The following is a 20,209-nucleotide window of genomic DNA, read 5'->3' as shown; positions in this document are numbered from 1 at the left end:
GTAATGACAACGTAGTGATCAATAAATTGAATTGTTGGATAAAAATTGCGGTAAATGCTTGAAAAAATATATTAAATTTCTATAATGCCGGAATGTTTAACTATCTCAATAAGTTATGTTTTTTTATTCCAGAATATATTTTCCACGTTTTTTTCCCACAGTTCTTGAAAAACAAATTCAAAACAAGCTTTCCGATAGGAACACTTTGAATTGGGGACGAGCTCAATATCAAGCTTTGTTAAATTTAAAGAAGCATGCTTCTCAAATGATCTCAAGTCTTGAGCAATTAAAAGGAGTTACAGAGGGGCAACAAATTAATTCGATGTATTCACTCATCGAAACAGCGCTTGAAGAAGCAATATCTGAGACACACTTCGATGCAAGTAAGCATTTTAATTTATTGAACAATCAATTTTCGCTATTAAAAGATGAGATTGAAGAATATAAGAATTTGGAGAAGTGTTTTTCTGGATGTAACTTACTCGGGAATTCCATAGTGACTTCTGTAGCTGCTCTGGGTGTTGTTTTATTTGGGACTGCCGTAGCTACAGGACCACTGGGGGTCGCTCTTTTAGGATTAGGGATGGCCATTGTGTCTGCGCTCATTTGTAGCACTGCTGCTTACAGTGTTTATGTAGATGCACGGTTTATCGGAGATAAACAGCTTAAAGAACTTGAAACAGGTATAAAATTCTTAAATATCTATCCTAATGTGGAAGGTGTGTTTGAAGAGGAGCAACTCAGCAACACTCCATGTTGTATTTAAAGTCACGAAATACTTTTTGTATGAAATTTCCTAGCTGCTCTTGCAGCCGTCTCTTGGTTACATCTCTGCCGACGTCCCCCGGCTTGTCCGCGGGATCCCGTGTTTTAGCGGAGCTCTCCTGGAGCCCAAGGACAAGCCGCGGCACGTAGAGTTCAGAGCTAGACAAGATTTTCAGCGATGTGTATAAGATTCAGCTGATTGCAGCGGGGTGAATCGATGATATTCTTGGATCAACCTTGCCCTAAATTAGAAGATGGAGCCACGACGTGACTTTGTTCGATTTTGAATTGCTTTAGTTCTTCGATTTCTTCCCGAGTAAGCATTCCTTCAGGGGTGGATATGGCTAATTTATTAAGCCTGTCAAACTCGGGGCTGTATGGGTAATAAGTGTTCTTCCCGCGAGATTGACTAAAATTATGTAATTTTTCAGGCTCTTTATTTAATTCAAAAACAAGATCCAAGGTGGGATCACATATAACCCTATCTTCATCACTCCCCAAACTGACTACAACATGTCGACCACTAACTCCCAGGAGGGTAAGGTTCATTTCCTCAAGTTGTCCAGGATGCATTTTCTCAATATAGTGAAAGGCCAGAGTGGCAAATTCCCCGCAATTACCTATTTGTTTCTCTAAAACACAGAGTTCTAGGCAATACCTTCTAATGGACTGACCGCGCGCAGAGTCTTCGTCCACCTTTTTATGGGCACAAAAAGCCATCCATAACTTATCAGCTTGCTCTCTTATATCAGCTACTTCATTTGCAAGAGTTAATCTATCTAAATACTGTAAATTATGGAAAATAGAGCTTTCATAATGTCCAGCTGCTTTACGTTGTTCAAAACGTTCTGCATATTTATTTTTCAATTCATCTTTTCTTTTCGAAGTTAAATCTTTATCCAATAAAGCGGCATTTTTCTTATAAAACTTAATCCGCGGTGTTGTCTCACCTTGTTTTATATGTTCCCTAGCATAGGCGCATGCTTCGTTCGCTATTTCCAGCAATTCGGCGTTTTTCATAGGAATAGCCATCATTATTTGAGTTCTATATAATATATATACTATTTGTCTGTTATTGTGCAAATATGAAAAAAATAAGCCACTCAAGATGAGGGATTTCAGTGTCTAAGCGCGACACAGAGTCCCTCTCAGTATTTTAAGGCTTGGCAGAATGATGGGATTCTTCTTTTTGTTTTTCGAACGTTGATTTATGCCTCATCGCATAAGTCTCGATAATTAGAGATTTTAATTGATCAAGTCCAATTCTTTCTTTCGCGGATGTTTCGATATAATCCGTATAGAAACTTCCCGCAAGTTCTTGTGCCTCTTGCTTGCTTACTTGTCGCTCCGAATTGGTATCTCCTTTTAATCCTACAAATAAAAACCCGAATCGAGAATTATATTCGTTATATCGAAAAACATCCTGATACCAGAATTTTAAATTATTAAAACTCTCGCGAGAACTGATATCAAAGCACAGAAGATGAATTTTATCTCCCAGATATTGCCTTTGATAATAAGCCACCGCGTTATGAGTCATTGGATAATCGCGTCCCTGAATTAACGGGCTTTGATAATTCAACCGCAGCGTTCCATATTTTTTATCATTCCGAACCTCACTCTTCTCAATTTGAAACGTATGTGAATCAATAAATTTGTTTTCGGCCAGCTGGCAGATGAGGCTTCTAATACCGATATCTGAATCGCCAATAAGATTAACATTAATTTGGGGGATACTTTTCTCAAAAGAAGTTTTACACGTTGCTCTGGGGATCTCGGTTATTTTTCTAAAAAACTGTCCTGTTTCTGAGAGTCTGCATAGATCCTTGGGTTTGAGAAAAGAAGTAATACATGCTGTAATTTCCCAAGGTAGTTTACTGAAACTGCCAGCCCTGGTCGTAATTAATTGGTTTTGCTTTTTTAGAGGCAAGTTGCGTTCAATGACTTTTTGCTTTTGTTGAATGGCGGTAGTCAATTCAGCAATGTATTTTTTTAATCCCACTTTAAATTGTTTGATAGCAAGCAAGTCAGTAAAAGGTGAAGTAAATTGCGTCAGAAACGATTTTTCTTGAGCCTGCAGGGCGCTAAATGTTTTTGCCAGAAGCATACTATATTGTTTCTTAAGCGCCGTTTGGGATGAAGCAGGGCAGCTCAGATCAATGATGTTAGCAAGTAGTTTTTCTACGTGCATTCCTATTTGAGCGCCCTGGGAATTAAAGGCTGATTTGTCGTCTTTTTTTTGCTTTAGCGCGTTAAGCATTTCTTGTAAATTGCTCTCCAGTCCTGCATGCTCATCCAATGCCTGTTTAATTTTTAATAATTGACTCGCTCCATTAGACTCATCAGGGCCTTCCAGATCAAATCGGCCTAAATAATTGTAGGAATGTGCTAATAGTAAGTAAACAGCGTGAATAAATTTTATTTGTTCTTGAAAGTACGTAACGCGTGAGTTCATATTTTCTTCTAAATACCTAATAAATTAATTGTTGGCCCAAATATAATACATTTTGAAGGGTTGTCACATGTGTAATATTACCCAATCGCTTGTGTTTTTTTAGTAGGGGTGACGCGGAAGAGGCAATTCAATCCATTAATTTTAAAGCGATTTGGCTTTTAGAAAAACAACCAAATTTCTCGCGTAAGTTTTCAAAATGTCGTTCAATAGTTCGTCTGGATACATTCAATAGTTGTGCCGTTTCATCAGATGTTTTTCCTTTGATATACCAAAATAATACCTCTTTTTCACGTGGCGTAATTTGAATTTTAGATTCTAACGAATAAAAAGTGGCAGGTAGCGTTTGCTCTATAAAATTATTTTGTCTAAATGTTAAATCCCATAAATTGGTAAATTCAGAAAATTGATCTTCTGGAAGGGGGTTTAGATTTATTTTATTACGAATGAATGCAATTTGGTTTTCAAAATAGAGATTAAACTTTTTAAAAATATGGAGGTTATTTAAATAAACCTGGTTTATATCCTGCTTTCCAAGGGGAGCATCAAATGAATACAATTTAATGGTGCAAGGATCTGTAATTTCTAATATACGAAAAGAATGTCCATAATCGAAATGATTTAGTAATTGAAATACAGGAAGACTATATTGTTTGTACTCATCTTGATATACATCAATAAGATAAAATCCTTTTTTAGGATAAGTTTTTAAAATACTGGTAGGTGCGTTATTAACCAATTGTTGGTTAACGCATTCTTCCAAATAATTGCTGTCGCTTCCCAACCAAATCAAATTACCTTGATTATTTATTTCGACATAACTGAAATGATTAATACCTGTAACTTTAAATAGATCGTTACAAATGTGATTTACCCAATCGGTATAATTTATTAATTCGCATGTGCTCATTGAGGGGTCGAAAATGAGGTCATTCTATCAAAAGGACAATAATTTAACATTTAGACCAAAATAACACAATCATGCTCCACATTTCTGGCTTTGAAATAGAGCATTGATGTTTGCAACCTATTTTCTGCTTAGATCTGCCTACGCGCCGCGGCTTATCCGCGGGTCTAGTGACTTAGTACAGTTTAGAAATAGAGTTTTGCGCTTTTATAAAATGTTGTACACTGCCTTTCTTATTTACTAAGTGGTTAAATAAAATGCCTGGTCATTCGCGGGATACTAAAAATAAAAAAAGTAGTTGTGTAGGAGATGAGTTATCCGGAGCGATAGTTGCATCAGTAGAGACCTCAGAAGAGGGAAAAAGTTCTCCAAAAAGCTTGAAAGATATTATACTTAAGCAAATTGCTCAAAATCCATTCTTAAGTATTCAGCTGATTCAAAATAAAAGTTTTGATGATTCTAATATTCCTGAAGTTCTCACAAAGATAACCCCGTTTATTCATATATTACCCGAAGAGCTAAAATGCGAGCTTCTTACATTTCTTCCTATTAGAGATTGGAGTTCACTTTTTAATGTAAGCAGTGAATGGCGACGATTAGTGGTGTGTGGGGCAGATACTTTTCTTAATGAGGTCGCACGTGATAAACCAAACGTCATTTCAGTTTATAATTTTGAGGGTATGCTGAACAGTTTGCTGAAGAAGGTTGAGAATTACTCCTTACTCACTCGAAGACGTCCTAAGCAAGTGGGGGAGTTAAAGAAACTAGAAGAAGAAATGAGTTCCTTAACCCAGCCGTTGGCAAAATTGTTTCATTGCCAGCAAAGGATAGATGAAATTCAAAGAGCTATAACCCGTGAATATGGAATCAGTACGAGGGTACCCTTTTTCGTTGGCCCCAATAACAGTAAGTTGTATCAAATTCTTGAATCGTCGCGCAAAGAAATCCACACATTAACAAATTCATCTTGGTTTAAAAAGGTCCAGTTTTGTGTGAGCCTGCATCCTAATCATGTGGTTGCGAAACAATTTTCTGATGCTTTTTTAGAGTTGAAGAATTTGCAACATGACTCAAAAATGGTGTTACTTTCATTTTAAATTGTACGAGTTAATTGTATGAGCTGGAAACGGTTAACATTAATTAAAACAACTCTTTCACAATAGTTAATATATTTTGGGGATTTCTCGCAATATGGGTTGGATTGTAACGAGTCAGTAATGATTCTGAATTAAATCCCCAGGTGACCGCGATAGATTGGATATGACATTTTTTAGCTGCTTCAATGTCGCGTGTTTCATCTCCTATATAAAAAGTATCATCTAAGTTCATGGAGTATGATTTAATTGCTTTTTTTAATAAATATCGTTTACCAAAATAACTTGATTCTGCGTGAATAAAATTAAATATATTTTGCATTTGATGTTGTTCAAGCCAGGTTGAAACATTTGCTAATGAATTCGATGTTACTATTCCTAAGGTGCAATCTAAATCTTTCAATTCACCAAGTACTTCGGGCAGCTCGATAAAGGTAGATAGGATGGGAATTTCCTTTTTCATATGCTCTCTTGCTCGATGCATTATATGAGGCAGTTTATAAAATGGAATTTTTAGATAACGGATGAGTTCTTTTGATGTTAAATTCCTTAATATTTCTAGTTCTGAAGGATCTATTTTGCGTAGGTTAAGTTCATTTGCCAAGAGGGTCAATTTCTCAATAGCAATGGGAAAACTATCTGCTAATGTACCATCAAAATCAAAGATTAAATTGAAATTTCGATTATTCATTTTCCTCTCTTTGCCTATCGCAGGTTAGTGATAAATACAGCTCCTAATATAGAGTATGTCCTAACATTTGCAAATGCACGAGCATGTGAAAACAAATAGTTAATTTTTATCTGTTGAGATGGTGTAAGACAAAAGAGTCACTCCAAAAATTCTTCAAAAAATCAGAGGACTTGAGCGTTTTTTTGGCATTACCTCATTCATAAGTGATTGATTTTTTACCTATTTGATGTTATAATGGTCATCTGGTTTTGGAGTTCCAGGTTGTTTCAGAAAACCAGATCTATTTCAAAATCGAAACAAATCAAAAAAGAAAATCTGTTTCCAGGAGTACATCATGTGGTTCACTTTTGCTATCTTTGCCGCCATCTTATGGGGATTTAACTATGCTTTAGCTGAAAAAATACTAAATAGTATTTCACCTATTACCTTATTGGCATTAGAAATGACAATTGGAGCGATATTATTTACTGGTATTTCTTTTTTTACCACGATGAAAAGAGACATTCAAATACTAACAACAGACTCAAGTCTCCTCTTATTAACTGGAGCTGAGATTGCAATTGTACTCATCGCCAGTTATTTTATCGCTACGTCCATTACCCTTAAAAACGCTACAATTGCTGGTATCGTTGAATTAACTTATCCTATATTTACCATTATTTTTACTTGGTTTTTATTTAATCAAGTGCATGTGAATTTTTCTGTGATCCTTGGGGGACTTTTAATCTTCATCGGTGTCTTGGTAATAGGGTTTGCTTAAGCTAGAGGTGTCTCGTACCAACAATTAAAAGAAATCTCTCCGAGTTCTTTTCAGCGATAAGATATCAGTTTTCTTATTAAATAAACTGCAGAAGTTAGTAAAAAAATGTTGTGCTATGGTCATTGACTGAGGTAAATGGAGTGGGGTTTCTGCGCGAATGGCACTAATATCTTCGGGCTGTAGATGACGGAGCAAATGCTCTAAATAGTCTGGATGCTCTAGCCAGCGTTGAATCAAATGGGGATCGACTTCCAAATGAAATTGTATCCCTATGCTATTTTGATGATAACAAAAAGCTTGTACGCATTGAGTATTTTCCAAAAGAACCTCAACACCTGGGGCTGTTTGGCTTGCAAATTGATGCCATTGAAAAACATGTATGGGCTGAGTAAAAGCTCCAAATAAGTCATGTTCACCACGCTTGTCGACCCTTACCCATCCAAATTCAGGTTTGTCTAAAGCATAACAATTTCCACCTAGGGCGATATTCAACAATTGTGAACCTAAGCAAATACCTAAAATGGGTATTTCTTTGGCAATCGCTACTTGCAATAATTCGATTTCGTGAGTTAAGTGGGGATATAGATCAATCTCGCTGGGATGCATCATTCCACCAAGTACAACAATACCATGATAACAATTCATGTCTAATCGCTGATGGGGCTCTTTAGCAAAATTGACATAGCGAACCCGCAAATCCGAACTCTTTAAGGTACTAATAATGATACCTAAGGGTTCATAAGGTGAATGTTGTAAAACTAGAATTGGTGCCATTTATCAAAATTTTTTCAACACGTTATTTTAAGTATAGCCTGATGGTGCCGATAATTTAAATTTGACCTACAAAAATCAAGATGGGAATGCACCGACTGTAAGCAACCAGATTTCCTTGGTTTGCATCATGTTCAATTCTTTTTTAAAACAATCATTTTTTCCTTGGACATATCCTTCATTGTCCATGGTATCCCTCCGATGCCGTAACCTGATTGTTTTAATCCTGCAAATGGCATCCAATCGGCGCGAAAGGCGGTATGATCATTTATGAGCACTGTAGAGGCCTCAAGGTATTCTGCTGCTTTTAGTGCAGGCTCTATATCCTCAGAAAATATGCTGGATTGAAAGGCAACGGGGAGGGAGTTTGCAATACGAATTGCCTCATCGAGTTGTTCATATTCATAAACACAGGTTACCGGACCAAAAATTTCCAATTGGGACACTTTAGCATCAGCGGGTGGATTGAGTAATACGGCTGGAAGTAAGGTGGTTTCAGAAAGTCGGCCCCCACCAAATAGTTTTGCTCCTTTAGCAACTGCTTCATCAATCCAAGACATGACACGTTCTGTTTCGCGTGGGAGAATCAATGGCCCCACCTCTGTTTCCTTTAGGAGTGGATCCCCAACGTGCAATGAGTTAACCCGTTTCACGAATTCATCCATAAATGTTGTGATAATGTCTTTATGGACAAAAATGCGCTGCACTGAAACACATACTTGTCCAGCATGGTAATACCCACCTTTGACAAGCGATTGGGTGGTTTTCTGAATGTCCGCGCTGCGATCGACAATTACTGGCGCTGCACCGCCATGCTCTAAGGCACAACGAGTTCCAGGTGACAGTTTGCTGCGTAAACTCCAACCGACTTTGGCGGAGCCAATAAAGCTTAAGAACGCAATCCGCTCATCGGTTGCAAGTTGTTCTGCAAGAGCATTGTCCTCTGTAATTAGGGTTTGACACCATGCTTCTGGAAGTCCTGCTTGTCGTAATAAGTTGATAAGTTCTAAGCAACACAAGGGTGTTGTGGAAGCAGGCTTAATAATGACCGGGCATCCCACCGCGATTGCTGGAGCAACTTGATGCACAATAAGATTTAGAGGATGGTTAAACGCAGAAATAGCCGCTACGACCCCAATGGGTTCTTTAATTGTGAACGCCCATCGATGCTCACTTGCAGCGGTAAGTCCCATAGGAATTTCTTTGCCTGCGAAATGGCGCAATTCTTCTGCGGCATCGTTTAAGCCATCTATGGCACGTGTCACTTCAATTGCTGCGTCAGTAAAAGGTTTCCCACCTTCTTGCGCAATGAGTTTTGCAAAGCGCTCCTGTTCAGAGGTTAATAATTGGGCCGCGCGTTTTAAAATCGCCATGCGCTCATAGGGTTTAAGCCAATTTTTGCGATTTTTTAGGGTTGATGCAGCAGTCCCAAGCTTTGCTTTCAGCGCTGGCTCATCATCGACGGGAATTTCTTTGATTAAGACCCGATCAAATGCTTGTACCACGCGGAGTGTTTTTCTCATGATGATCCTTATTTCGCTGGTGCTGGTGGCAGACGTTGTTGTAATTCATCGACCAGGACACGTTTATTTTCTGAGTAATCGATTGGGAAAATAACAAGCTGTACTCCGCCAGCAGTGAAGGCATTTTCCAGAATGGATTGAAAGTCTTCAATTTTTTCCACTCGGGTTCCATGCGCTCCATATGCCTCAGCATATTTGATTAAATCTGGATTCGTGAAGGTCATGCCAAAATCAGGGAAGTGATCCACGGCCTGTTTCCAACGGATCATGCCAAATGCATGATCTTCAATCACCAGCACCACCAGGTTTAATTTAAGCCGGACCGCAGTTTCTAACTCTTGGCTATTCATCATAAAACCTCCATCGCCGCACACAGCCATCACCCGACGGTTAGGATATAAAAGTGAGGCCATAATTGCGGATGGCAGCCCAGCTCCCATAGTTGCTAGTGCATTATCAAGAAGGAGAGTGTTTGCCATTTGCGTCCGATAATTGCGGGCAAACCAGATTTTATACATCCCATTATCCAAAGCGAGAATTCCATCATGTGGCATGACTTGTCGTACGTCATACACCATGCGTTGTGGAGTAAAGCGATCTTCAGTAGCTCGCGCAGCGATTTTGCTCAAAATACCTTCGCGTAAATGTAAAAGTGCAGTTGCATGTGGAAGTTTGCCTTCGAGTTTGTCCGCAAGCAAATTTAATGAAGGCCCCATATCACCTAACACTTCTGCTTGAGGAAAATAAATTTGTTCCACGGTAGCTGATAGGTATCCAACATGAATGACCTTAAGATGACTGGTTTCCATGATAAAGGGAGGTTTTTCTACAGTACTATGGCCAATGGTAATAATGAGATCCGCTTGTTCGATTGCTTCATGAACATAATCCCGTGCTGAAAGGGCTGCGGTCCCCATATAAAGTTCGGTTGCCCCAGAAACGGTTCCCTTCCCCATCTGGGTGGTGAAATAAGGAAGTTTTGTTCGCAAAATAAATTGGGCAAGCGCGTTGGTTGCTCTGGGACGTGAGGCTGCCGCACCGAGCATCACGAGTGGTCGCTTGGCTTGTATAATCATTTCTGCGGCGCGATTTAGGGCTGCTTCGCTGGCTACGGGATATTCAATAGGGTGTGGGGGAATGAGTGCAACTTTTTTGGTTCGTTCTGCAGCAATGTCTTCAGGAAGTTCTAAATGCACGGGTCCCGGTGTTTCTGCTTGAGCAAGATGAAACGCTTCGCGCACAATAGTGGGGATCATCGACGGCGATATAATTTGACGCGACATTTTAGTCAAGGGTTGCATGGTCGCTATCGTATTCACCATCTGAAATCGGGCTTGGTGTGAGGATAGGATTCCCTTTTGTCCGGTGATCATGATCATGGGCATTTCACCTAGAAGGGCATAAGCTGCTCCGGTAGTGAGATTTAGTGCCCCGGGGCCAAGGGTAGTCATACACACTCCGGGTTTTCCGGTTAATCGCCCATAGGTTGCTGCCATAAAAGCTGCCGCTTGTTCGTGTCGGGTAAGTACGAGTTTGATGGAAGAGTTGCGAAGTGCCTCCACAACATCGAGATTTTCTTCGCCTGGAATACCAAAAATGTGTTCGACACCCTCGTTTTCAAGGGCGGCAACTAGGAGCTCGGAACCTTTGATCATAATATCCCTCATAGAGTTCAAATGTTCTTATTACAATATTATAAACCAAAACCCACATATATTTGTTACTTCTATTATTTTAGGTTGATTATCAGAAAGATTTAACCATCTTAATTGAGAACTATTAATAATGCTCCGTATGTCTTGCTGCAATTACATGGCATATAAAGGGATCAAAATTGAACACATGGTTGTAATAATATACACTTAAATGAGGTGATAACACCAATTAACACTGTATGATTCAATAACATTTTTTAAGGCAAAAAATGAGTGAAGATAAATTTGAGGGCCCGGAAAGCCTGGAGGCTCGCAAGAAAAAAAAAGTAGCACTTGTTGATATTGACGGATGTCTTTTAATAAATGGTAAACTCAATCTTGATCTCGTCAAACTACTGCGCGAGGGCGATTATGATGAGATTATTCTATTTACTCAACGAAGTAAGTTTGTTCAGTCCTTGAACATCCCCAATCAAATTATGGCAGGTAATGAACTTAAAACTACTGAAGATGCTGTGACACACCTTTCCGAGGCACTGGGTAGACCTGTTAAAGTATCTACTTCTGTTGATTTTATGTTGGTTAAACCATTAGCCTATTTTGATGAATTAAAACCCGTTGAGGATTTAATCCTTGAAAATGCAAGGAATATGGCGAAACTTCGCTCACATCAAGCGAACCTACAGCAAATAGAACAACTGGGCCGTGAGTTAGCAACTGCCCAAAAATCTGAAGTCAGTAAATTAAAACAAGAAATAAGCGTTATTAAACAGCGTTTACTTTCGGAAAAAGAACTAGAAGAAATAGAGCGAAAAAAAGCTACACTAGAGCAGGAGATTAAAAAGGAAAAATTAGCCATAGTTGATTATCAAAAAAAACATCCTGAATATAAAACAACGGATCCAGAGGGATATCCGGTTAATAAGGAACACCAATTAAGAGACTTGCGAAAGGAGTTGACTCAAGATGGAGTTGAAGTCGAAGAAGATTATTTTGACGACAACTATCTGAATTTACAAGAGTTTGACGAACTTGATGATAAACCAAATCGTTTTGTGGTATCCAAAGGCAAAATATTGCCCTTTGAAGAGGTTGCGCCAAATCTTGATGCGATAAATGACGAAATAGCAAAACTAAGAGCAGAATGTGAGAAGGTGATCGAAGACCTCAATATGAATGTGGCAACGGTTATTACTATGAGTTATAAACAAAGGAATGAACTGGGTGAGCCGCAAAAAACAGCAGTTATTAATTTACAACAGCTGAATGATATTCAGGAATTGATAAAAACACAAAGCCAGGAAAGTCTTGGAGCAGGTTTGCAAACGGCTGAGTTTTTAATGTCAAAAAAGTCGTCTGCCCAGAATATCCCACAAATTAAAGAGGGACTCGAAAAGATAAGAAGTTTGAAGCCGTTTTTGGATAATCTTGGTAAAACAAAAGCCGAACTATCAAGTTTAAAAACTGAATATGAGAATGTAATTAACGATAAGCTTGGAATTAAGGTGTCAACGGCACATGAAATGAGTGCAAAACAAATCCAAGAATTGAGGGAGCCGCATAAAACAGCGGTTACTAATTTACATGAGTTAATTAAGATTCAAGAGATGCTCGAAACGGAAGGAGACGCTGCTAAATTTTTTATGTCTAAACAATCGACCTACCAAAATATTCCCGTTATCAAAGAAGAACTAGAAAAAATAAAAACTTTGGAGCCATTTCTCGATAAACTCAATAAGACCAAAGTTGAACTATCAAGTTTAAAAACTGAATACGAAAGGATAATTGAAGATAAGCTTGGAATTAAGGTGTCAACGGCACAGGAAATGAGTGCAGAACAAATCCAAGAATTGCGGGAGCCGCATAAAACAGCAGTTACCCATTTACAGGAGTTGACCAAGATGCAGGCGATGAACGAAAATGATGCTGCTGAACATATGTCAAAAAGATCGTGCCCAAATGTTCAAGAGCTTAAAGAGTCACTAAAAGCAATATATATTAAAACGATTTATAGTCCTGCGGACCTGGAAAATCCAAGAGATCATCAATATGAGGTTACGACAGATACTGTTAAAAACACTTCAGTGGAATTCAAGCAGAAATATCAAGATGCAAAAGGGGATGCATTAAAGACTCGTATTTTATCGGATTTTAAATCTAAAATTGAAGAATTTTCCTCGGAACAGGATATTAAGAAATATTTAAAAGAATATAAAAAATCTGATGCATATAAAACCCTTGCTGCTGGTCAAGGAGAGTTCACAAGAATAGCTCATAAAGTTGGTTTGGAAAAATGGATTACCACATCTTCGGTGAAAGCAATTAATCAAATTGTTAAAGATGCTGTGAAAAAAATTGAGGAACAACAAGCACCAAGACCTACAACATAAAGACTTGCTCTCTATTGTAATGTTCAAAATTATTTAAGCATTCAGAAGTAGGGTTTTTAATCGAGAAGTTAAAAAATGATTTAGTAGGGTATGATGGGTAACGAGGAGGAGCTACCACTTCCGTGTGGTGTTGCAGCGTCCATGCCGCTCTAAATTCCTTTTAAAACATCCACTGTTTGTTTCCTCGTTCTATTAAGCATAGCAAAATCCTCTAAAAGGTCATTAGTCTACTTGCTTAAACTTTTGTAAGACATTTCTTAAAATGAACATGAACTCTTTGAAAGAGACTGAATTGATTTTTCCTATAAGAGGGTGCTGCCAATTTATTTCTCTGGCAATACATCAATTTTGCTTACAAAACATTTAGTCTCACCACTCCATGGGAGAGTAAAGGCATCACAATGATAGCTAATGATTACATGTTTGTTATTTTGCATGGCAAAATCGGCTTGCTCAACCAGCTCGGATTTGAATTGGCCTAGAGTGAAATGAAAAGCACGTCCGCTTGCCCCGCTGGCATTTTCTAAACCACCCAGGATCATTTCTCCTTCATAGGTGCCCCAAAACCTACCTTCTTTGGCAACTTTAACAATTACCCCGGATTTTTGGCCTTTTTGTACAGACCAGCATCCGGTTAATAAACAGGAGGTGATGAGTACAATGGATGAGAAGAATATTTTTGGCATCGTCGTATTCTATAGTACGAGTGACAAGCACTCTTTTAGTTAGTTTCTTTATATTGTAAAGCAGTTTTGCGATTGAAGTAATATTCGATTTAATGAATAGTCGTCCCCGGCTATTCACTTTTATAACGTTTTACTTTTTTAAATAAGCGAATTAACTTGATGTTGAGTTTATTTTCTAGTTGAGTAAGGATGGTTTGGTAGTGATCTAGATGCAAATCTACAAGGGACTTGTTGGCAAATAAAATATAATTATCGCTCACTGTAGGGCAGATAAATAATTCAGCAAAATGAGCTTGCATGTATTGTATAAAAGCGGAATCCAACTCAGGAAGTTCATGGAAATTGATAACCAGCCAACCTGTATCATCCAATACTCGATAAGCTTGTTCGATAAACTGTTGTTGGATTTGAAATGAATCCATCCCATAATCGAGGTATATGTCAGAGAAAATGACTTGCGTGTTGTTACTTTTTTGAAATTTGATTGCAGTTTGGGCGTCTGCAATTAATATTTCGATGTTTGGGCTTTCTGGTAATTGAAAAAAATTCGTTGCTACATCATATACTTTTTCGCGTAGTTCAATACAAAAAAGCGAGCATTCAGGTAAAAGAAAGTTAAGGCAATGAATCAAACTTCCTCCACCAAGGCCTAATAAAGTGATGTGGCTTGGATTGACGAATGCAAGAACTAACAACATCACACGAGTGTATTCATGCACGGGAATATGAGGGAATTGTATATAAATACCGCTCTGATCATAAACTGGATCGAAATTTAGCGCTCTAATATTTCCTCTATCAACGACGAAAATATTGCCCCAGGAATCATGCGTGCGATAAATTATCGTTTTTCCAAAAAAATCATCATTTGTTAAGTTCTTAGCGCTCAATTAAATATCCTTGCTGCATCGCTTTTTGAGTAACTCGAGATAAAGCATTCATTTTGACGTATTCCATTGCATGTTCCAAGACGATTTTTTTAATTCACGAGACCTTATGGTTTCAATCTGTAAATCGAGAATTTTTTCGTATCCAGGTGCTTGCAACAGAATCTTATACACATTTCTGAAAAACCTGTTTAGCTCTATTCTCTGACGTCCCGCGGCTTTACCGCGAGATCCAGGAGAGCTGTGCTAAGCCCCTAGACCCCACAGACAAGACGCGGGGCGAGGGTAGAAATGTGCTCAAGACAGTTGCTTGCAGTCAGGAGACACATTATAAATTAAATGGTGGTGTTGTTGTAAAAGTCTCTTCTTCTTTGGTTTTATTTGGCTGGAATTTAAATACACCAACATGAGTTGCGGTTTTTGCAGTACCTGGCAATAGAGAGGTCTCCATTGGTTTATTTGCAAACATTTTTTTATCATCCAGTAGTGTTTTACCCTGACTATCGGTGATTGTTAAATGTAACATTTCGTTGTTTTGATATTGTTTTGGCTTTAATGCAACAAATTGGCCGGAAAGATCATAAGAACAAACATATTCATCTGCTTTCGCATCAAGACTGGTATTGTCAACCACTTCCATACGACAGTTAAATAATTCTCGAGCCGCTGCCCATTCCTGAAGTTTCTCTTTTTTGTCTAAAGCCTCAACAAAATCAACATCATCTGTCTGCAGAACAAGTGAGCCAAATAGTTCAGCGACTGTATGTATGATCTGAGGTTGGTTCACACCATAACTCAGGATAAAAAATTTATTGCGAATAGGAACAAGGGGTGAAGTCTTTTTTAAGAGATCAATAGAGCTTTCAACATGTTCCATCATTATGTCGTAAGTGCCTACGGTATTCTCACCATCAGTAAATAATAGAACATTATTGTGTTGAGTTGATTTCATAAGCATCGATAATTGATCGGCGATGGTACCAAAAAGACGAGTCTCTCCTCGAGCACGTAAACTTTTGACATCATCAGACAATTTAACCATATCTTTAGTTTGGTAGCTACCCATGCCCACGTTCGTCGTGTTGATATTAAACTCAATGAGATTAATGACTGCGTCGGGCTGAAATTTAAATAAAGCATCAGCAAATTCAATGACACTCTTTTTCAATTTCGTTAACCGCTCTCCCTCCATACTGAAGCTAGTATCTAGAATAAAATGATAAGTGGGAGGTGTTAATGCTTCGGGAACGAAAAAGTAAGGAGTTACTTCAAGCGTATCTTCGCTAACTTGCTTTTGTGCATAAAAAACTTTTTTATCTTCAAATGACTTTGAGTGAGCCAGAAGCAAAGGTGATTTTCCATCAAGCAAAATGAGTTCTTGCGGGTGATTTTTTAGAAACGCTTTGACGTTGAATTTTATCTTCTCACCTTCAATACTCATGTTTTTATAATTCAGTGAATTAAATAATGGGGCAAAGGCAAAAGACGGTAATTGAATACTCAAGTATTCCTGTTGTTCATCGATGGTGAAATCGAGCCCGGTAAGTTGTAAAACATTTAATACGGCAAGGCAGGATTTTTTGTGGGTATCAGCAGTGACACTGTCAACACAGGTTGCTTGAGTTATCTCATCAGTCAGCAACTCTGCCATAGTTACTTTTTTTAGGGCGGGTTTTACAGTATTTTGTTGTAAAAGTTCTTGCAGCTCCGCCCCAAGACTTTCATTTTCTTTTGTTGTTTTAGAGTGAAAAACAACGCGCTCATCATGACATACCACTTTAGTGTCATCCAAATGAACACCCATAGCATGTAACAATTCCACCATATTTTTTGTGCGCAGCATATTATTAACAAGATGCTTCATAAAACTCCCCTTTTATTAAAATAAACACAAATTGCCGGTGATAATACACAGAAATTTCAGGCAATCATAGACAATTGCGAATGCCTGTTGATTTAATGTGATTATTTTGCTGTTTTTGGCCTAAATTAAAACAAACATGCTGATATTAAAAGGAACTCGCGAATTATTACTTTAAGTCAACTTATTGAAAATAAGATAAAATTGCTGTTACGACTTGGAGCAGTTCTACCTTTTGAGGTGAGTGCAACGCCTCTCCACCTACGTGCCCACGAAGTGTTTGCGACACGTAAGTAGTGAGGATGAATTAACAAATAGATCCCCTTATTCACCAATAATTTTTATGAGGACTCTTTTATCCCGACATCCATCGAATTCACCATAAAAAATTTGTTCCCAAGGTCCAAAATCAAGCGCTCCTTCCGTAATCGCGACTACAACTTCTCGGCCCATTATTTGTCTTTTGATATGAGCATCTCCATTATCTTCTCCAGTATTATTATGTTGATAATGCGATATGGGCTCATGCGGAGCCATTTGTTCTAACCATTTTTTGAAATCTTGGTGTAAACCTTCCTCATCATCATTAATAAAAACCGATGCGGTAATATGCATTGCATTGACTAGAACAAATCCTTCTTGAATGCGACTTTCCTTTAGACATTCACGTACTTGTTCGGTGATATTAATAAATCCCATACGTTCGGGTACGTGGAACCATAACTCTTTTCGATACGATTTCATTTAAGACCTTAAAAAACGACAAAATTTTGAAATAAAGCGAAGATAGTACTCTAAATAATAACAAAGACAAGTTGCCATATTTATGGACAACGCTGCGCTGGCCATATAAATGTTCCTCCAATTGCTCACGTTAGTACGCAAAGCATTGTTTCAGAAACCATTAAACGCGGCTTTTTAGGTTTTTGGTGGTATAAGCCATAACGGTTCTTTCCAAGTAACAGATTTTCAGCCTCATCCTGCGGAGTTTCGGTCCCCCCACTTTCTTTTTCAGCGAGGGACGCTATTCTTGTGATTGGAGCCAATTTAGGTACAGGCCCTTTTTGGGTTGCAAAAATGTAATGCGTGATGCTTGCTCTCAACTCAAGAGCTGCTCGCGTAGCTGCTACCTCCTCTGGATATAGATAATATCCACCACGAGTCGAGTCAAGATTGAGGAGATTTAAAGGCAGGTAGATTTCAGACTTTATTGAAAAGTAAGATTCGATATCAAACCCAAACTTTAAACGTTTGTTCTGAAAATCAATAACTTCAACCTTAACGGGGCAATAACCTTTACCTCCCGGAGTATAGCTAATCAATAAGCCCCCCAATTTTACTTTGTTTAAGTTGCGCCCGCTTTTCTTGATAATAAAATCTTCATCGCCATAAAGATAAGTGTCTAATTCTTCGGGCTGGATTTTTTGTAATTGCTCAAGGTTAAACAACTCGCCATCAAATATTTGACTGGCATACCGCGAGTAATCCTCTCTAACACTTTTTTCATGTTGTGGGTAATTCACTAAATAGGGTTTAAGCTTTGAGTATTTGGAGTTTAAATAAAACAGTTGCTGAAGAAAAAAATGCTTGCCTGTGAGCTGACAAATCTGATTCACATTCGTTAACCCTGGCACCTTTGTGAAACAATCGCCGAATTTTTTATCTAAGTCCCCAGTCCTGACTGGACAGTCGGGGAAGGGAGAACCATCAATTCGATGTTGCAACTCATCTAGTATGGAAATTACTTCCTCCTGCAGAGGGGGTTTTTCATTATTCATTGGATGTTCAGCTTGAATTAATTGAAAGTGTTCGAATAAATATTTAAATGGATGTTTCTTGGTAAAAATAGTGTTTGATAATGATTGCGGAGGATACTGCGCGAGAATTTTTTTTAAAAATTGTAGATTGGTTTCATGACTTTCTGAAGATGAACTTATCAATCGTTTCAAATCCTTTAACATCTGGAACCGCCATTTTATTTGACTCTCATGAGGATGTTCCGTAAGACTTTGTTCAAAGGAATTAAAAAAATCTTCCAATGCTTCAACATGTGCAAGAGCTACATCAGGTACCACGCGCACCTTGTTCAAATAACTCCATTCAACATTAACTTGGCTCAAATCGATGTTGCGCATATCCAGATTAATAAGCTGAGCATTTGCTAGGTTTACGCCGGTAAAATCAGCCCCATCAAGAAGAGTACCCTCAAGTACAGCACCACTCAAATTAGCTCCTCTCAAATTTGCGTGTTGCAGATTAGCGAACTTCAATGAGCTACCGCTCAGGTTAGCCCATTTCAAATTTGCGTGCTGCATATTAGCAAAATTCAATGAACTACGTGTAAAACTTATATACCTCAAGTCTGCGTTAGCCAAGTTTATTTTGGACATGTCCCTCATGAAGATATGAGTATGAGAAAGCGGTGCATGTGATAAATCTACATCAACCAAGTGGATACTTGGAAAATAGACAGAGGGTAGAAGATTGAGGTAGCGGTTAGAAAAAGTTTTTAGAAATAAATCGAATAATGCATTTATTTTCTCGGATATCCTGTGCGATGACTGATTAGATTCACTTGCTATATCAATTTCCAGGGCATTTTGGATAAGTATAAGTAGATGGTCTTTTGTCTGTTCATCAATATGCGAAGCAGTGCAAATCCTTTTTAATTGTTCGACATTGGGAAGTAGCTGATGATGTCGAGTCAACATGTAACAGGCCACCTCATAATCAGACATTGGCATTCTATGTTCAACCAGACTTTTTAGAGCTTTATATTCACTTGTCCGTTGATATCCTTCAACAAACTCATAGGCCTCCTTTGGAGGAATTTTATTCAAATGGTCGAGAACTTGCATAGGATTTTTTTTAAAGCGCACTGCAAAAGCGGTACTTGCAGTAGTTGATAAATCTTTTGATGCAAGCTGGGCGGAGATTAAATCCCTTACATCCAAATGAGTCAAAATACCTACTTTTAGCTCTTCTGGCAGCGAAAAAAATAGGTGCTCTTCCTTTGGTGGCATGACAGAAGACATTGCCGGCTGCTGGTCACTCAATCCAGAGTTTTGGACAAGCGGAAATAATTCGTGAGTTTTTAATTTTAAATCATCAATCAGATGGTTTAGCAATTGACACAGTTCATCATCAATCTTATGGTTGGGCAAGTCTTCAATGTGATGTCCGCTGTCAGTATTGGAGAGTCTTTTAGCAAAGGCGTTGATGATACAGATTCGAAGCGCTTCGCATGTTAAGGAAAAAGCAGTCCAACGGTTGCGAACGTGGGTATCATCAAGTTTATTTTGAAAGGCAATTACATAGATAGGATCTTCCCCCCACCTATCAAATCTTTGTAGATTTTCAATCCGTTTCTTTAATGACAAGAGAGTATGAATCATGTTATAGGAAAAAGGGGTGGTACTATGGAGTAGTTCTTCGCTTAGATTGCCATAAGAATCTAAAAAAATTTTTAATTCAGTGAGCTGGGGAATAAATCGTTCTATTCGGGATATCAAATCCTTAATACTTTTAATGGGTAAATGAGGATAGATCTTTACAAGTTGCTCTCTAAAATTTTTCATTATTTAATTCCTTTTCAACATTTGGACATGGGAGACATTGAGCAAGCCATGTTTTTCTTTTCGAACTCTTAAACACGCAAGGGTTAAATCAGTTGGCCAATCAAATGAGAAAGTAAGAGTGAACGATTTTAGAAGTTCCTGAATAAACGTGAAGGGGTATTCATCGAGTACCAAGAGGATAGTTAACTT

The 20,209-nt window shown here is 38.2% G+C and carries 16 protein-coding genes; 4 read left to right on the top strand and 12 right to left on the bottom strand.

What is annotated here, in order from left to right:
- Positions 1-205: 205 nt before the first annotated feature.
- Positions 206-766, top strand: a complete 561-nt coding sequence (locus ACWTEW_RS32915; RefSeq protein WP_454782191.1) for a hypothetical protein — start codon at positions 206-208, stop codon at positions 764-766.
- 230 nt (positions 767-996) lie between these two features.
- Here ACWTEW_RS32915 and ACWTEW_RS32910 read toward each other — a convergent pair whose 3' ends face one another.
- The 3 genes from ACWTEW_RS32910 to ACWTEW_RS32900 all read right to left on the bottom strand — a co-directional run bounded on the left by ACWTEW_RS32910 (position 997) and on the right by ACWTEW_RS32900 (position 4,127).
- Positions 997-1,785, bottom strand: coding sequence for a hypothetical protein (locus ACWTEW_RS32910; RefSeq protein WP_454782190.1), 789 nt, complete (start codon positions 1,783-1,785; stop codon positions 997-999).
- 136 nt (positions 1,786-1,921) lie between these two features.
- The gene (locus ACWTEW_RS32905; RefSeq protein ID WP_454782189.1) at positions 1,922-3,220 is read right to left on the bottom strand and encodes a hypothetical protein; all 1,299 of its coding nucleotides are present in this window, start codon (positions 3,218-3,220) and stop codon (positions 1,922-1,924) included.
- Between the two features lie 127 nt (positions 3,221-3,347).
- Positions 3,348-4,127, bottom strand: a complete 780-nt coding sequence (locus ACWTEW_RS32900; RefSeq protein WP_454782188.1) for a helix-turn-helix transcriptional regulator — start codon at positions 4,125-4,127, stop codon at positions 3,348-3,350.
- 254 nt (positions 4,128-4,381) lie between these two features.
- Between ACWTEW_RS32900 and ACWTEW_RS32895 the strand changes: the two genes are divergently transcribed.
- Positions 4,382-5,221: an F-box protein gene (locus ACWTEW_RS32895; protein ID WP_454782187.1), complete on the top strand. Its 840-nt coding sequence runs from the start codon at positions 4,382-4,384 to the stop codon at positions 5,219-5,221.
- Between the two features lie 43 nt (positions 5,222-5,264).
- Here the strand turns inward: ACWTEW_RS32895 and ACWTEW_RS32890 are convergent, their stop codons facing one another.
- A complete protein-coding gene (locus ACWTEW_RS32890) occupies positions 5,265-5,909 on the bottom strand; it encodes an HAD hydrolase-like protein (protein WP_454782186.1) in 645 nt (214 codons plus the stop codon).
- A 334-nt stretch (positions 5,910-6,243) separates the two neighbouring features.
- Between ACWTEW_RS32890 and ACWTEW_RS32885 the strand changes: the two genes are divergently transcribed.
- Positions 6,244-6,669 (top strand): DMT family transporter, encoded by a 426-nt coding sequence (locus tag ACWTEW_RS32885; RefSeq protein WP_454782185.1) that lies wholly within the window; start codon positions 6,244-6,246, stop codon positions 6,667-6,669.
- Between the two features lie 24 nt (positions 6,670-6,693).
- Here the strand turns inward: ACWTEW_RS32885 and ACWTEW_RS32880 are convergent, their stop codons facing one another.
- The 3 genes from ACWTEW_RS32880 to ACWTEW_RS32870 all read right to left on the bottom strand — a co-directional run bounded on the left by ACWTEW_RS32880 (position 6,694) and on the right by ACWTEW_RS32870 (position 10,618).
- Positions 6,694-7,443: a type 1 glutamine amidotransferase gene (locus tag ACWTEW_RS32880; protein WP_454782184.1), complete on the bottom strand. Its 750-nt coding sequence runs from the start codon at positions 7,441-7,443 to the stop codon at positions 6,694-6,696.
- Positions 7,444-7,574: 131 nt separating this feature from the next.
- Positions 7,575-8,963: an aldehyde dehydrogenase family protein gene (locus tag ACWTEW_RS32875; RefSeq protein WP_454782183.1), complete on the bottom strand. Its 1,389-nt coding sequence runs from the start codon at positions 8,961-8,963 to the stop codon at positions 7,575-7,577.
- A gap of 8 nt (positions 8,964-8,971) precedes the next feature.
- On the bottom strand, positions 8,972-10,618 hold the full coding sequence (locus ACWTEW_RS32870; protein ID WP_454782182.1) for an acetolactate synthase large subunit: 1,647 nt from the start codon (positions 10,616-10,618) through the stop codon (positions 8,972-8,974).
- A gap of 269 nt (positions 10,619-10,887) precedes the next feature.
- Here ACWTEW_RS32870 and ACWTEW_RS32865 point away from each other — a divergent pair, with 269 nt between their 5' ends.
- Positions 10,888-13,008, top strand: a complete 2,121-nt coding sequence (locus tag ACWTEW_RS32865; RefSeq protein WP_454782181.1) for a hypothetical protein — start codon at positions 10,888-10,890, stop codon at positions 13,006-13,008.
- A 323-nt stretch (positions 13,009-13,331) separates the two neighbouring features.
- Here ACWTEW_RS32865 and ACWTEW_RS32860 read toward each other — a convergent pair whose 3' ends face one another.
- From ACWTEW_RS32860 to ACWTEW_RS32840, 5 genes are all read right to left on the bottom strand, one after another.
- Positions 13,332-13,694: a hypothetical protein gene (locus tag ACWTEW_RS32860; RefSeq protein WP_454782180.1), complete on the bottom strand. Its 363-nt coding sequence runs from the start codon at positions 13,692-13,694 to the stop codon at positions 13,332-13,334.
- Positions 13,695-13,804: 110 nt separating this feature from the next.
- Positions 13,805-14,584 carry a polyamine aminopropyltransferase gene (locus ACWTEW_RS32855; protein ID WP_454782179.1) on the bottom strand — a complete coding sequence of 260 codons (780 nt, stop codon included), beginning with the start codon at positions 14,582-14,584 and terminating at the stop codon, positions 13,805-13,807.
- Between the two features lie 325 nt (positions 14,585-14,909).
- Positions 14,910-16,445 (bottom strand): VWA domain-containing protein, encoded by a 1,536-nt coding sequence (locus ACWTEW_RS32850; RefSeq protein WP_454782178.1) that lies wholly within the window; start codon positions 16,443-16,445, stop codon positions 14,910-14,912.
- Between the two features lie 321 nt (positions 16,446-16,766).
- Positions 16,767-17,186, bottom strand: a complete 420-nt coding sequence (locus ACWTEW_RS32845) for a secondary thiamine-phosphate synthase enzyme YjbQ (RefSeq protein WP_454782177.1) — start codon at positions 17,184-17,186, stop codon at positions 16,767-16,769.
- 125 nt (positions 17,187-17,311) lie between these two features.
- On the bottom strand, positions 17,312-20,020 hold the full coding sequence (locus tag ACWTEW_RS32840) for a pentapeptide repeat-containing protein (RefSeq protein WP_454782176.1): 2,709 nt from the start codon (positions 20,018-20,020) through the stop codon (positions 17,312-17,314).
- Positions 20,021-20,209 lie beyond the last annotated feature (189 nt).

The sequence above is a fragment of the Legionella stuttgartensis genome, from assembly GCF_977063405.2.
The sequence above is the reverse complement of the archived record's forward strand: the minus strand, read 5'-3'. Positions and strand labels throughout refer to the sequence as shown.